Below are 12,733 nucleotides of genomic sequence, written 5' to 3' on the forward strand. Positions count from 1 at the left end.
TCAGTTCCCGAGCATCCCGGTCCACAGGTCGGGGAAGTCGGGCAGCGTCTTCGCCGTCGTCGCGACGTTCTCGATCTGTACGCCCGGCACGGCGAGGCCGATGATTGCGCCCGCCGTGGCCATGCGGTGGTCGTCGTAGGTGTGGAAGATGCCGCCGTGCAGCTTGCGCGGGCGGATGTGCAGGCCGTCGGCGGTCTCGGTGACGTCACCGCCCAGCTCGTTGATTTCCTTGGTGAGGGCGGCGAGCCGGTCCGTCTCGTGCAGGCGCAGATGGGCGACGCCGCGCAGCGTGGACGGCGAGTCGGCGAGGGCCGCGACGGCCGCGATGCCCGGGGTCAGCTCGCCGACCTCGCTGAGGTCGGCATCGATGCCGTGCACCGAGCCGGAGCCGGTGAACGTCAGGCCGTGCTCGGTCAGTTCGCAGGAGCCGCCCATCTCCGTGAACAGCTGCCGCAGCGCGTCGCCGGGCTGGGTGGTGCGCGTCGGCCAGTCCGGGATCGTCACGCGGCCGCCGGTGATCAGGGCCGCCGCCAGGAACGGCTGGGCGTTCGACAGGTCCGGCTCGACGGTGAGGTCGCGGCCGAGCAGCGCGCCGGGCGTGACCCGCCAGACGTTCGGCTCGCCGCCCGCCTCGGGGGTGTCGACCTGGGCGCCCGCGGAGCGCAGCATGTCGACGGTCATGCGGATGTGCGGCATGGACGGCAGGGTGCTGCCCACGTGGCGCACCTCCACGCCCTGGTTGAAGCGCGGGCCCGAGAGCAGCAGCGCGCTCACGAACTGGGACGACGAGGAGGCGTCGATCTCCACCTGGCCGCCGTCCAGGGCGCCGCCGCCGTGCACCGTCAGGGGCAGCGCGCCGCGCCCGTCGTCGTCGACGCGGGCGCCGAGGGCGCGCAGCGCGTCGATCACGCCGTGCAGCGGACGCTCGTAGGAGCGCGGGTCGCCGTCGAAGCGGATCGGGCCGTCGGCGAGGGCGGCGACCGGCGGCAGGAAGCGCATCACCGTGCCCGCGTTGCCCACGTCGACCGTGACCGGGCCGTGCAGGCCCGACGGGATGACGCGCCAGGCCTCGCCGGAGCCGTCCGGGCCGCCCGCGCCGGCGGAGCTGGACGACACGGTCTCCTCGATGCCGACGCCCATGGCGCGCAGGGCGCCCGCCATCAGGAGGGTGTCGCGGGAGCGCAGCGGGCGGCGCAGCCAGCCGGGCTCGGCGGCCAGGGCGGCAAGCACGAGGGCGCGGTTGGTGACCGACTTGGAGCCCGGCACGTGGACCGTCGCGGCGACGGCTCCGCTCGCGTGCGGGGCGGGCCAGAGGGCGGTGTGCGTCGGGTTCACGGTCATGCCTTCACTTTAGTGGTTGGCGACGACCGCAGATCTTGATCAAAAGTGGTGAAATCCAGGCGAAACAGAGAACTGGTGGGGAGCCCGCCCCGCCGGCCGAGTGTCGGCGGGGCGACCGGAGGGTGTCGTGCCGGGCTCGAACGTCAGGTCACACGGTGAGCAGCCAGCGGCCGCCGCCTATCAGCGAGCACAGCGACACGGCATGGAAAAGAAAGAGCCACATTCCGGCGGGAACGTGCGTCAGACGCGCCAACTGGTCCGCGTCCGAGTCACCGGCGCCCCCGTGCCGCCGCTTCGCCTGGAGCTCGAAGGCGGGCCGCACGCCCCCCAGGAGCAGGAACCACACCACCGCGTACGCGAAGGCGGCCTGCACGTCGGTGCTCGCCAGCCAGGAGACGACCAGGAAGGCGCCGCCCGCCAGGACCATCGTGAGCGCGCCGTACGCGTTGCGGATCATCACCAGCATCGCGGCGAGCAGGGCCGTGGCGATCCACAGGAAGGCCGTGATGTGCCCCTGGGAGAGCAGCGCGGCGCCGCCGAGGCCGAGCAGCGGGGGAGCGGTGTAGCCCGCGGCGGCGGTGAGGACCATGCCGAGGCCCGAGGGCTTGCCGCGGCTGACGGTCAGGCCGCTGGTGTCGGAGTGCAGCCGGATGCCGTCCAGGCGGCGCCCGGTGAGCAGGGCGACCAGGCCGTGGCCGCCCTCGTGGGCGATGGTGATGGCGTTGCGGGCCACGCGCCACACGCCGTGCGGGACGACGGCGGCGAGCGCGACGACGCCGGTGGCGATCACCAGCCACTGCTCGGGCGCGGACTGGGTGCCGACGACGCGGTCCCACAGATCGCTCAGGCTTGCGGAAGCGGTGGTGTGCATTGCTCGGTCGGCTCCCTGTCGTCGGCCACGGCGTGGCAGTGTGGCACGTATGTGCGGACGGTATGCATCGAGTCGTAGGCCCGAGGATCTCGCAGGAGTCTTTGAGATCGAGAAGTGGGAGCCGGAAGAGGCCCTGGAGGCGGACTACAACGTCGCTCCCACGAAAGAGGTCTACGCCGTGCTCGACCGTCCCCTTAAGGACGCCGAGGACAAACGTCCGGTTCGTCAGCTGCGCAGGCTGAAGTGGGGACTCGTCCCGTCCTGGGCGAAGACGCCGGAGGGCGGCGCGCGGATGATCAACGCGCGTGCCGAGACCGTGCACGAGAAGCCCTCCTTCCGCCGGGCCTTCGCCGCGCGCCGCTGCATCCTGCCCGCCGACGGCTATTACGAGTGGGTGACGGCCGCCGCCGAGCGCGACCTGGAGGTCGAGGGCAAGAAGAAGCGGCCCCGCAAGCAGCCGTACTTCGTGCTGCCCGCCGACGGGTCGGTGTTCGCGATGGCCGGCCTGTACGAGTTCTGGCGGGACCGCACCCTGCCCGACGAGCACCCGCTCGCCTGGTGGGTGACCTGCTCGGTGATCACCACGGAGGCGGAGACCGCGCCGCTCGCCGTGGCCCCGGAGAGCGGCCCCGGCTCCCTCGCGGACATCCACCCGCGCATGCCGCTGATGCTCACGCCCGACCGCTGGGACGCCTGGCTCGACCCGGCGCGCACCGACACGGAGGACCTGCGCACGCTCCTGGAGCCGCCGCCCACCGGGCTCATGCGCGCGTTCCCCGTGTCGACGGCCGTCAGCAACGTCCGCAACAACGGCCCGGAGCTGCTGAAGGAACTGGAAGCCCCCGAAGAGGGCACACTCTTCTGACGTGACGCACAGTGAGACCCACAGCGAACTCGTCGAGACCGACGCCGGGACCGCCCGGATCACCTGGCACCCCGCACGGAAGGCCCGGTCCGTGCTCGCCGTCAGCCACGGGGCGGGCGGCGGCATCGAGGCCAGGGACCTGCGGGCCATCGCCTCCGCCCTGCCCGCGCACGGCGTGACCGTCGCTCTGGTGGAGCAGCCCTGGCGGGTGGCGGGCAAGAAGGTGGCGCCCGCGCCGAAGACGCTGGACACCGGCTGGCGCGGTGTGTGGCCCGCCCTCGCGAAGCCCGGCCTGCCCGTGCTCGCGGGCGGCCGCAGCGCCGGGGCCCGCGTCGCCTGCCGCACGGCCACCGAGCTGGGCGCGGCCGCCGTGCTCGCGCTGAGCTTCCCGCTGCACCCGCCGGGCAGGCCGGAGAAGTCCCGGGCCGACGAGCTGCTCGGCGCCGGGGTGCCGACGCTCGTGGTGCAGGGCGGCAACGATCCCTTCGGCAGGCCCGCGGAGTTTCCCGACATCGGGAGGGGCCGCGCGAAGCGCGACGGTACAAGGGCGGTGGTGGGAGACGGGTGGGCGTACGAACTCGTCGAGATCCCCTTCGGCGACCACTCCTTCGCCGTGCCCAAGCGGGCCGACATCGGCCAGGAGGAAGCTGTGAAGCGGATCACGGACGCCGTCGTCGCGTGGACGGGCGCGCCGGGAATGTTGAGCACATGACGACTGTTCTCCCGTACGGACCGCAAACAGTGTGCGTACGAGAGGGAGACCGCCGCATGGGAACGACCATCTGCCCGGACCGCTCCACCACTCCTGACCTGGAGTGGAGCGTGCTGAGCTCGCCCAAGGCGGCCCCTATTCGAGCGGCGCGCAAAGCAGGTCGTCGTCTATCCTCCGAAACCAGTGGGACCGGCTACGGCCCCACCACGTCGTTGGAGGAGGTGGGTCCGGTCACTGGGACCGACGCAGGCACTGAGCACGGTCACTCCGAGCAGCCGGAGCGTCCCGGCATGGATTCCGAGACGGCCGCGGAGCGCACGGCCCGCTTCGAGCGGGACGCGCTGATGTTCCTCGACCAGATGTACTCGGCGGCGCTCCGGATGACGCGCAACCCGGCGGACGCGGAGGACCTGGTCCAGGAGACCTACGCGAAGGCGTACGCGTCGTTCCACCAGTTCCGCGAGGGCACCAACCTCAAGGCCTGGCTGTACCGCATCCTCACGAACACGTTCATCAACTCGTACCGCAAGAAGCAGCGCGAGCCCCAGCGCAGCGCCGCCGAGGAGATCGAGGACTGGCAGCTGGCGCGCGCCGAGTCGCACATGTCCACCGGACTGCGCTCGGCCGAGTCGCAGGCGCTCGACCACCTGCCGGACTCCGACGTGAAGAACGCCCTCCAGGCCATCCCGGAGGAATTCCGCATCGCCGTGTATCTCGCGGACGTGGAGGGCTTTGCGTACAAGGAGATCGCGGACATCATGGGTACACCCATCGGTACGGTGATGTCCCGTCTTCACCGCGGCCGCCGCCAACTCCGCGGCATGCTCGAGGACTACGCGCGTGACCGCGGCTTGGTCCCGGCCGGTGCCGGAGACTCGAACGAAGCGAAAGGCTCGGGCTCATGAGCTGCGGAGAGCCGCACGAGACTGACTGCAGTGAGGTCCTGGACCACCTCTATGAGTTCCTGGACCGGGAGATGCCGGACAGCGACTGCACCAAGTTCGAGACGCACTTCGAGGAGTGCTCCCCGTGCCTGGAGAAGTACGGCCTCGAACAGGCGGTGAAGAAGCTCGTCAAGCGCTGCTGCGGCCAGGACGACGTACCCGCCGACCTGCGGGCGAAGGTCATGGGCCGGATCGATCTGATCCGCTCCGGCCAGGCGGTTCCGGACGACGGGGTGGATCTGGCCCCCGGGTCCTGAGCGCGGGTCCTGCGGACGGTTCTGCGTACGGTTCTACGTACGGGTCCTGAGCGGGTGCGTCCCGCGTTCCCCGTGGGGCTGCCGTTCACCCGCTAGTTGAACGTTTCTCTCTGTTTCTGCAGGGGTTTCTCACTCGAAGGTGCTAATTCGCGCCCGCTGACGCTGGCGTGGTCATGGCCCGTTCTAGTCTCCCGACCTGGATCGGGAGGAGAACGCCTATGCGGTCGGTGCCGGTGTGGGCCCGCGGCTACGTCCTGTGCGCCGCGCTCGGCGGGGCCGCCTGCGCGGCGCCCGCGTTCGGCCCCGGCACGGCGTGGCCCGTCGTGGGCCTGCTCGCCCTCCTGTACGCGGGCGGGGAGCGCACCGTCGTCCGCAGCGGCCCGGCCGTGCCCGCCTTCTACCCGGTGCTGCTCGCCGCGGTGTTCCTGCTGCCGCCCGCCGCGGCCGCGCTCGTCGCCGTCCCCGGCGCCCTGCTCGCCCGCGTCGAACGGCAGCCCCGGTGGCTGCGCCGCCTCTGGCGGGCCGCCCAGCTGGCCCTCGCCGCCTGGACCTCGGGGTGGACGTACGCCGCGCTCGACGGGCCCGCGGCGGCCTCCGCGCCCCCCGACTTCCCGTACGTCCTGCTGCCCGCCGCGGTCACCGTGCTCTGCTTCGCCGCGGTCATCGCCGCCCTCGACGGCGGCATCCTGGTGGCGGCGGAGCGGGTGCCGCCGCGGCACGCCTGGCGCGGACTGCTGCCCGGCTCGCTCGCCCCCGTCGCCGTGCACGGGCTCGCCGGGCTGATGATGGCCGTCCTGTGGAACAGCCGGTACGGCCCGCTGGCCGCGCTGCTCGTCCTGCTGCCGATGGGCGTCTCGTGCTGGGTGTTCGCCCAGTACCACCGCGAGCGCTCCGCCCACCAGGCCACCATCCGCGCGCTCGTGCAGGCCGTCGACATCAAGGACCGCTACACCCGGGGCCACAGCGAGCGGGTCGGCCGCGCCTCCGTGCTGATCGCCCGCGAGCTGGGCATGGACGACGCGCGCGTGGAGCTGCTCCGCTTCGCCGGGATCCTGCACGACGTGGGCAAGCTCGGCGTCCCCACCCGGCTGCTGCGCAAGGAGGGGCCGCTGACCCCGCAGGAGCGGCGCGTGATCGAGCTGCACCCCGAGTACGGCCACGAGATGGTGCGCGGCATCGGCTTCCTCGGGGAGGCGAGGGCGGCGATCCTGCACCACCACGAGCGCATCGACGGCAGCGGCTACCCCTACGGCCTGATGGGGCATCAGATCCCGGAGTGTGCCCGGGTGGTGGCCGTCGCCGACGCCTTCGACGCCATGACCTCCTCGCGCTCCTACCGCCGCGCCCGCCCCGTCGTGGCCGCCGTCGCCGAACTCCGGCGGTGCGCGGGTGCCCAGTTCGACCCGGCCGTGGTCGGCGCCCTGGCCCGGGCGCTCGACCGGTGCGGCTGGGACGCGGAGGTCACGGCAGGGGGCGGCGCAAGCGCTCCGGCCGCGGACCGGGACGCGGGCCCGGCCGGCCCGGTCGAGAGCGTGGCGTCCGGCGCCCCCGTGGCCCGCGGCCCGGCCGCCCGGTGACGCACGAGCCCGCGGGGCGGCCCGCCGCCGTGGTGGCCGCCGTGATCCGCGGCGCCGCACTGCTCGCCGCGGTCACCGCGCTCGGCGGCACCCTCTGGTACGGCGTCGACGAGCACAGGACCGCCCTCGCCTTCGGCGTGCTCATAGCCGTGGGCGAGCTGGCCCGGTGGGGCAGCGGCGGCGAGCGGGAGCCCGCACCCCTGGGGGCCGCGGGCGCGCTCGCGTACGCGCTGCTGGGGGAGAGCGGCGGGCACCCGACCCACCACGGGGTGCTCCAGGTGGTCGCCGTCGTCGTGGCGGCGGGGCTCGTGGGCGCCGTGCCGCACGTCGCGCTCGGCCGCGGGCCCGCGCCCGACACCCTGGCCCGGCGCGTGCTCACGGTCGCCTTCGCCGCCGTGTGCTTCCAGCCGCTGTACAACTCGGGCCGCCTGGAGGACTGGGCGGGCTACGGCTCGTGGTACGCCGCCGTGGTGGTGGCCCTGCTCGCGCTCACCGCGCTGTGCGACGCCGTGCTCGCGGCGGCCCTGGCGCACGCCCGCAGGGGGTGGCCGTTCGGGCCGCTGCTCCGGGACGAGCTGCGGCGCATGCCCGGCATCGGCTCCGCCGTGTGCGCCACGGGGGCCGTAATGGCGCTAGCCGTGGCCGTGGCGGGGCTCTGGGCGCTGCCGGTGTTCAGCTGCCCGCTGCTGCTCACCCAGCTGGCCGTCCGCCGGTACGCCGCCGTGCGGGCCACCTACCGGCAGACCATCGCCTCCCTGGCCCGCGCCACCGAGATCGCCGGGTACACCCCGGCGGGGCACGCCAGGCGCGTCGCGGACCTCAGCCGGGCCATGGGGCGCGAGCTGGGGCTCTCCGGGGCCGACCTGACCGTCCTGGAGTACGCGGCGCTGATGCACGACATCGGGCAGCTCTCCCTCGTCGACCCCGTGCCCGCGGGCGCCACGGCCCGCCTTCCCGTCCCCGAGCAGCGGCGCATCGCCCTGCTCGGCGGCGCCGTCGTCCGGCAGACCGGCGTGGCCGCCGACGTCGCCGTCGTCGTGGAGCGCCAGGCCGATCCGTACCGCGAGCAGCCGCTCACCGCGCGCATCGTGCGGACCGCGAACGCATACGACGAGATGGCCCGGGAACACGGACCCCAAGGGCCACTGGCCGCCCTGGAGCGGCTGCGGCTCGCGACCGGCCGTGAGTACCAGACAGAGGTGGTGGAGGCCCTGGCCAGGGCCCTCGCGGGGGCGCCCCGCCGGACCCTCTGAGCGCGCCCCGCGCGCGGGCACGCCGCCCCGGCCCTGTACGGGCCCCCACACGATCGGGGGGTCCGGGAGCGGAGCGCCCGAGGCGCCCGGGGGCGGCCTCGGGGCGCCCGGCGAAGGCGCCGGGGACGGGTCGTCTGACCTCGGGCCCCGCTGGGTAACCCATGGGTAATGAGCGGCCGTCCGACCGTACGTGGTTGGATGCGAAAGAGAAGCGGGGCCGCGCGGCAGCGCGGCGGCGGGGACATCCCGACAAGAGCTGGCAGGCGGGAATCGTGAGGATCTTCGGCAAGGGACGGCACCGGCCCTCCGCCTCCTGGCGGCAGGCCACCGACAGGGCGTTCACGCTCATCGGCGACGGTCGCTACGAGGACGCGGGCGCGCTCCTGACGCGCGCCGCCGATCTCGAACCCTGGCTGTCGGAGTCCTGGTTCAACCTCGCGCTCCTGCACAAGTTCCGGCACGACTGGGAGCAGGCGCGGGCCGCGGGCCTGCGGGCCGTGGCGCTGCTCGACCGCTCGGCGGGGGCCCCTGACTGGTGGAACGTGGGCATCGCGGCCACCGCCCTGCAGGACTGGCCGCTGGCGCGCAGGGCCTGGCAGGCGTACGGCCTCAAGGTGCCCGGCGGCGTCGCCGCGACGGGGGAGCCCGCGGGGATGGACCTGGGCAGCGCGGCCGTGCGGCTCTCGCCCGAGGGCGAGGCGGAGGTCGTCTGGGGCCGCAGGCTGGACCCGGCCCGCATGGAGGTGCTGTCCATTCCGCTGCCGTCCTCCGGGCGGCGCTGGGGCGAGGTCGTCCTGCACGACGGCGTGCCGCACGGCGAGCGGACCACGGCCGCCGGGCACGCGTACCCCGTCTTCGACGAGATCGAGCTGTGGGCGCCGTCGCCCGTGCCCACCTGGGTCGTCCTCCTGGAGGCCGCGACCGAGGAGGACCGGGACGCCCTGGAGAAGCTCGCCGCCGACGCCGGCTTCGCCGCCGAGGACTGGTCGTCGTCCGTGCGGCTGCTCTGCCGGATGTGCTCGGAGTCGCGGATGCCCAGCGACGAGGGCGACGGGGAGCACCTGGATCCGCACGACCACAGCGAGCCGGGGCACCCCGGGCCGCTCGGCCACCGCAGCCCCGGAGCGCTGTGGGTCCCCGAGCGGGAGTGCGGCATCGCCGCCCCCGCGGGGCTCGTGCGGGGCCTCCTCGACGGCTGGGTGGCCGACAGCCCGGACTCCCGGGACTGGCGGGACCTCGAAGAGGTCTGCTAGCCCCGGAGGCCGATGCTCCGGCGGGGCGCTGCCCGTACCCTGTACGGGCAGTACACGACCCAGGAAGAAGGCATACGGCGGACATGGCGCAGGACACTGAGCAGAGTTACGCGGACGGGGTGCTCCCGGTCGACGACGAGGGCTTCGTGATCGACACGGAGGACTGCGAGGCGCGGGAGACGGCCTACCGCGAGCGCGGCACGTCCCGGCCCATCACGGTCGTTGGCAACCCGGTGCTGCACAAGGAGTGCAAGGACGTCACCGCCTTCGACGACGAGCTCGCGAAGCTGATCGACGACATGTTCGCGAGCCAGCGCGTCGCGCAGGGCGTCGGCGTCGCCGCGAACCAGGTCGGCGTCGACCTGAAGGTGTTCGTGTACGACTGCATGGACGACGAGGGCGTGCGGCACGTGGGCGTCGTCTGCAACCCGGTCCTGCAGGACCTGCCCGCGGACCGGCGGAGCCTGGACGACTCGGGCGAGGGCTGCCTGTCCGTGCCGACGGCGTACGCGCCGCTCGCCCGCCCGGACTACGCGGTCGTGACCGGTCAGGACGAGAAGGGCAACCCCATCAAGGTGCGCGGCACGGGCTACTTCGCCCGCTGCCTCCAGCACGAGACGGACCACCTGTACGGCTATCTGTACATCGACCGCCTCTCCAAGCGGGAGCGCAAGGACGCGCTGCGGCAGATGGCGGAGGGCACGCCGCGCTACCCCGTGGTGCCGAATGACTGAACTGCGCCACAACTGAGGCGCACGGTAGGCGCGTGACGACAGCGGCCCCTGGTCGGGAACACCCCACTGACCAGGGGCCGTTGGCGTACCCGCTCAGAACCGGACAGGACTAGCCCACGATCAGCCGCCCGTGATCCAGATTCAGTCACGTAAGGGGATGTTCTCGGCACGCTGGGGTAGTGAATGGCGCAAATGTGTTCCCTGAACGGTCAGTTGTGGTGCTGAATGGAAAGCGCGGGGATACGCAACGGCGCGCGCCCGGCACGGCAAGAGGGGCGTGGGCCTCAGCGCGGTCGAGAGGGGTTTGTTCGTGCCTGCTTCCTCACACAGCACTTCACAGTCGGACTGGGCGACACGTGCCCCGGCACGGGTTCCGGCATATGCGGCGGAACGCGTCCCGAGGCAACGGCGGAAGCCGTCCGAGTCGATGCACTCACCAGTTCGACAGGCGGTATCGGTGCCGCCCGCACTGGCCCTTCCGGTGGTGGAGTCGGAGTTTCCCCGGCATCTGCATCCGTATTGGCCAAAGCTTCAGGAGAAGTCCAGGGCATGGCTCCTGGAAAAGCGCCTCATGCCGCCGGACAAGGTCGCGGCATATGCCGACAGCCTGTGCTACACGGACCTGGTGGCTGGGTACTACATCGGTGCCCCCGACGAGCTGCTCGCCGCCATCGCGGACCTCAGCTCCTGGTTCTTCGGCTGGGACGACCGGCACGACCGGGACGCGGTGCACGGCAGGGCCACGGGCTGGCGGCGCCTGTGCGCCGGGCTACACGAGACACTTCAGGACCCGCGTGCGCAGCTGCACCACGAGGACCCCCTGGTCGCGGGCTTCGCAGACTGCGTCCTGAGGCTGTACGCGCACCTCGGACCGCGGTGGAACGGGCGCTTCGCCCGGCACTTCCACCCGGTGATCGACGCCTACGACCACGAGTTCGGCAACCGCCGCACCGGGACCGTGCCGAGCGTCGAGGCGTACGTCGAGCTGCGCCGGCTCACCTTCGCGCACTGGGTCTGGATCGACCTGCTCGAACCCACCGCGCGCCAGGAGCTGCCGGACGCGGTACGGAAACATCCCGCCTATCGCGCGGCGGCACTCGCGACCCAGGATTTCTCCGCCTGGTACAACGACCTCTGCTCACTGCCGAAGGAATTGGCAGGGGACGAGGTGCACAACCTCGGAATTTCCCTCATCCACCACGAAGGTCTTTCCCTGCAGCAGGCGGTGGCGGAAGTGCACCGGCGCGTCAGTGACTGTGTAAGTGATTTTCTCGCGGTGGAACCGGAAGTCCTCAGTTTGGCGGATGAATTGATCGACGGCAGCGCGGCGGGCCGGAAGGCGAGTGCCGCACTGCAATCGTGCGTCTTCAATATGCGGAACTGGTTCAGTTCCGTCTACTGGTTCCACCACGAATCCGGCAGATACCGCGTCGACAACTGGGACGATCGATCCTTGCCCCCGTACGTGTCCGACACTCCGGGACCCGAGTTCCCGGAATGTGAATTGCAAGGCCCCGAACTGACAGGAGGCCAGGAATGACCGTTGAATCCGCAGCGTCCGCCATACCCGCACCGGCCGGTTCCCAGCGGCTGAATACGCCGCCACTGGTCTCCGGTGGAGCGCCACTTCTCGGCCACGCCTGGAACCTGGTGCGCGATCCGCTCGGCTTCCTGGCGGACCTGCGTGATCACGGGGATCTCGTCCGGATCCGGCTAGGGCCCAAAACGGCATACGCGGTGTGCGCGCCACAGCTCGTGGGCGCGCTGCTCAAGAGCCCGGAGTACGTCGTCGGGGGGCCGCTCTGGGACACCCTGGAGGTGCTGCTCGGCAAGGGCGTGGCGACCAGCAACGGCCCGCTGCACCGGCGCCAGCGGCGCATGATGCAGCCCGCGTTCCGGCCCGAGCGCATCGCCGGATACGCGCGCGTGATGGCGGAGGAGGCCCAGGCGACGGCGGCCCGCTGGAGTGACGGCGACACGGTGGACGTGAGCGCGGAGATGTTCCGCACCGCCGTGCGCGTCGTCTCCCGCTCGCTCCTCGAAGTCGACTCGATCGGCGAGAAGGCGGACCGTCTCAGCGACTCGCTGCACACCGTCTTCGAGGGCCTGTACCGCCGCATGGTGCTTTCCGTCGGACCGCTCTACCGCGTACCGACGCCCGCCAACCGGCGCTTCGAGCGTGCGCTCGCCGATCTGCACGCGCTCGTCGACGAGATCATTGCCGAACGCCGCCGGTGCGGAAACGGCACGGAAGAGGACTTGCTGGCCGTATTGCTCGCCGCCCGCGACGAATCGGGGCAGCCGCTGACGGACCAGGAGATCCATGACCACGTCGTCTCGCTCGTCGTGGCGGGCGCCGAGAATGTCGCCTCGACACTGGCATGGACCTTCCATCTGCTCACCGAACACCCGGAGCACGAAAGGCGGTTGGTTGAAGAGGTAAATTCCGTGACGCGAGGGCGTCCGGTCGCCTTCGCCGATCTCGGCGAGCTGCGGCACACGCGCAATGTCGTCACGGAGGCGATGCGTATACGACCGGCCGCCTGGATTTTCACGCGGCGGTCCGTGGCCGAGACCACCCTCGGCGGCTATCGCATTCCGGCCGACGCGGACATCGTGTACAGCGTGTACGCGATGCAGCGCGATCCGCGTTCCTTCGAGCGGCATCTGGAGTTCGACCCGGACCGGTGGAATCCGGAACGCGCGGCGAGCGTACCGGAGTTCGCCATGATGCCCTTCAGCGTGGGCAACCGTAAGTGCCCGGGCGATCACTTCAGCCTGGCGGAACTCACCCTCATCCTGGCCACGATCGTCCCCCGGTGGCGACTGGCCCCGGTGGCGCGGACCGACCCGCGCACGAAGGTCGGCATCACGCTGCATCCGCGGGATCTGGTGCTGCGCGCCACGGCGCGCTGACACCGGCACG

General features: G+C 72.1%; 12 protein-coding genes. 10 read left to right on the top strand and 2 right to left on the bottom strand.

Translation table 11 applies throughout. From position 1 onward, the window contains the following. On the bottom strand, positions 1 to 1,341 hold the full coding sequence (gene aroA / locus IG74_RS0128800; protein ID WP_030683311.1) for a 3-phosphoshikimate 1-carboxyvinyltransferase: 1,341 nt from the start codon (positions 1,339 to 1,341) through the stop codon (positions 1 to 3). 148 nt (positions 1,342 to 1,489) lie between these two features. Beyond that, the gene (locus IG74_RS0128805) at positions 1,490 to 2,212 is read right to left on the bottom strand and encodes a M50 family metallopeptidase (RefSeq protein ID WP_030683315.1); all 723 of its coding nucleotides are present in this window, start codon (positions 2,210 to 2,212) and stop codon (positions 1,490 to 1,492) included. A 49-nt stretch (positions 2,213 to 2,261) separates the two neighbouring features. Here IG74_RS0128805 and IG74_RS0128810 point away from each other — a divergent pair, with 49 nt between their 5' ends. The 10 genes from IG74_RS0128810 (at position 2,262) to IG74_RS0128855 (ending at position 12,723) form a co-directional block, all read left to right on the top strand. Then, the gene (locus IG74_RS0128810) at positions 2,262 to 3,077 is read left to right on the top strand and encodes an SOS response-associated peptidase (RefSeq protein ID WP_030683318.1); all 816 of its coding nucleotides are present in this window, start codon (positions 2,262 to 2,264) and stop codon (positions 3,075 to 3,077) included. 1 nt (position 3,078) lies between these two features. Continuing rightward, positions 3,079 to 3,789: an alpha/beta family hydrolase gene (locus tag IG74_RS0128815; protein WP_030683320.1), complete on the top strand. Its 711-nt coding sequence runs from the start codon at positions 3,079 to 3,081 to the stop codon at positions 3,787 to 3,789. 221 nt (positions 3,790 to 4,010) lie between these two features. Next, on the top strand, positions 4,011 to 4,694 hold the full coding sequence (sigR, locus tag IG74_RS0128820) for an RNA polymerase sigma factor SigR (protein ID WP_030683321.1): 684 nt from the start codon (positions 4,011 to 4,013) through the stop codon (positions 4,692 to 4,694). Beyond that, a complete protein-coding gene (gene rsrA, locus IG74_RS0128825) occupies positions 4,691 to 4,990 on the top strand; it encodes a mycothiol system anti-sigma-R factor (protein WP_030683322.1) in 300 nt (99 codons plus the stop codon). The genes sigR and rsrA overlap by 4 nt, the downstream gene beginning before the upstream one ends. Before the next feature lie 218 nt (positions 4,991 to 5,208). After that, positions 5,209 to 6,567 carry an HD-GYP domain-containing protein gene (locus IG74_RS0128830; RefSeq protein ID WP_078869110.1) on the top strand — a complete coding sequence of 453 codons (1,359 nt, stop codon included), beginning with the start codon at positions 5,209 to 5,211 and terminating at the stop codon, positions 6,565 to 6,567. Then, on the top strand, positions 6,564 to 7,820 hold the full coding sequence (locus IG74_RS0128835; protein ID WP_051855586.1) for an HD domain-containing protein: 1,257 nt from the start codon (positions 6,564 to 6,566) through the stop codon (positions 7,818 to 7,820). Before IG74_RS0128830 ends, IG74_RS0128835 begins: the two co-directional genes overlap by 4 nt. Before the next feature lie 272 nt (positions 7,821 to 8,092). Further along, positions 8,093 to 9,073, top strand: coding sequence for a tetratricopeptide repeat protein (locus IG74_RS0128840; RefSeq protein ID WP_030683325.1), 981 nt, complete (start codon positions 8,093 to 8,095; stop codon positions 9,071 to 9,073). Positions 9,074 to 9,156: 83 nt separating this feature from the next. Then, on the top strand, positions 9,157 to 9,807 hold the full coding sequence (gene def / locus IG74_RS0128845) for a peptide deformylase (RefSeq protein ID WP_030683326.1): 651 nt from the start codon (positions 9,157 to 9,159) through the stop codon (positions 9,805 to 9,807). A 427-nt stretch (positions 9,808 to 10,234) separates the two neighbouring features. Further along, the gene (locus tag IG74_RS0128850) at positions 10,235 to 11,347 is read left to right on the top strand and encodes a terpene synthase family protein (RefSeq protein WP_051855589.1); all 1,113 of its coding nucleotides are present in this window, start codon (positions 10,235 to 10,237) and stop codon (positions 11,345 to 11,347) included. Beyond that, a complete protein-coding gene (locus IG74_RS0128855; protein WP_030683328.1) occupies positions 11,344 to 12,723 on the top strand; it encodes a cytochrome P450 in 1,380 nt (459 codons plus the stop codon). The genes IG74_RS0128850 and IG74_RS0128855 overlap by 4 nt, the downstream gene beginning before the upstream one ends. The last annotated feature ends 10 nt before the right edge of the window (positions 12,724 to 12,733 follow it).

The sequence above is a fragment of the Streptomyces sp. NRRL B-1347 genome (genome assembly GCF_000720325.1).
Classification (GTDB): domain Bacteria; phylum Actinomycetota; class Actinomycetes; order Streptomycetales; family Streptomycetaceae; genus Streptomyces.

Coding starts and splice junctions, on each gene's coding strand:
- aroA (WP_030683311.1), bottom strand. CDS start 1,341: ATGACCGTGAACCCGACGCACACCGCCCTCTGGCCCGCCCCGCACGCG.
- IG74_RS0128805 (WP_030683315.1), bottom strand. CDS start 2,212: ATGCACACCACCGCTTCCGCAAGCCTGAGCGATCTGTGGGACCGCGTC.
- IG74_RS0128810 (WP_030683318.1), top strand. CDS start 2,262: ATGTGCGGACGGTATGCATCGAGTCGTAGGCCCGAGGATCTCGCAGGA.
- rsrA (WP_030683322.1), top strand. CDS start 4,691: ATGAGCTGCGGAGAGCCGCACGAGACTGACTGCAGTGAGGTCCTGGAC.
- IG74_RS0128830 (WP_078869110.1), top strand. CDS start 5,209: ATGCGGTCGGTGCCGGTGTGGGCCCGCGGCTACGTCCTGTGCGCCGCG.
- def (WP_030683326.1), top strand. CDS start 9,157: ATGGCGCAGGACACTGAGCAGAGTTACGCGGACGGGGTGCTCCCGGTC.
- IG74_RS0128850 (WP_051855589.1), top strand. CDS start 10,235: ATGCACTCACCAGTTCGACAGGCGGTATCGGTGCCGCCCGCACTGGCC.
- IG74_RS0128855 (WP_030683328.1), top strand. CDS start 11,344: ATGACCGTTGAATCCGCAGCGTCCGCCATACCCGCACCGGCCGGTTCC.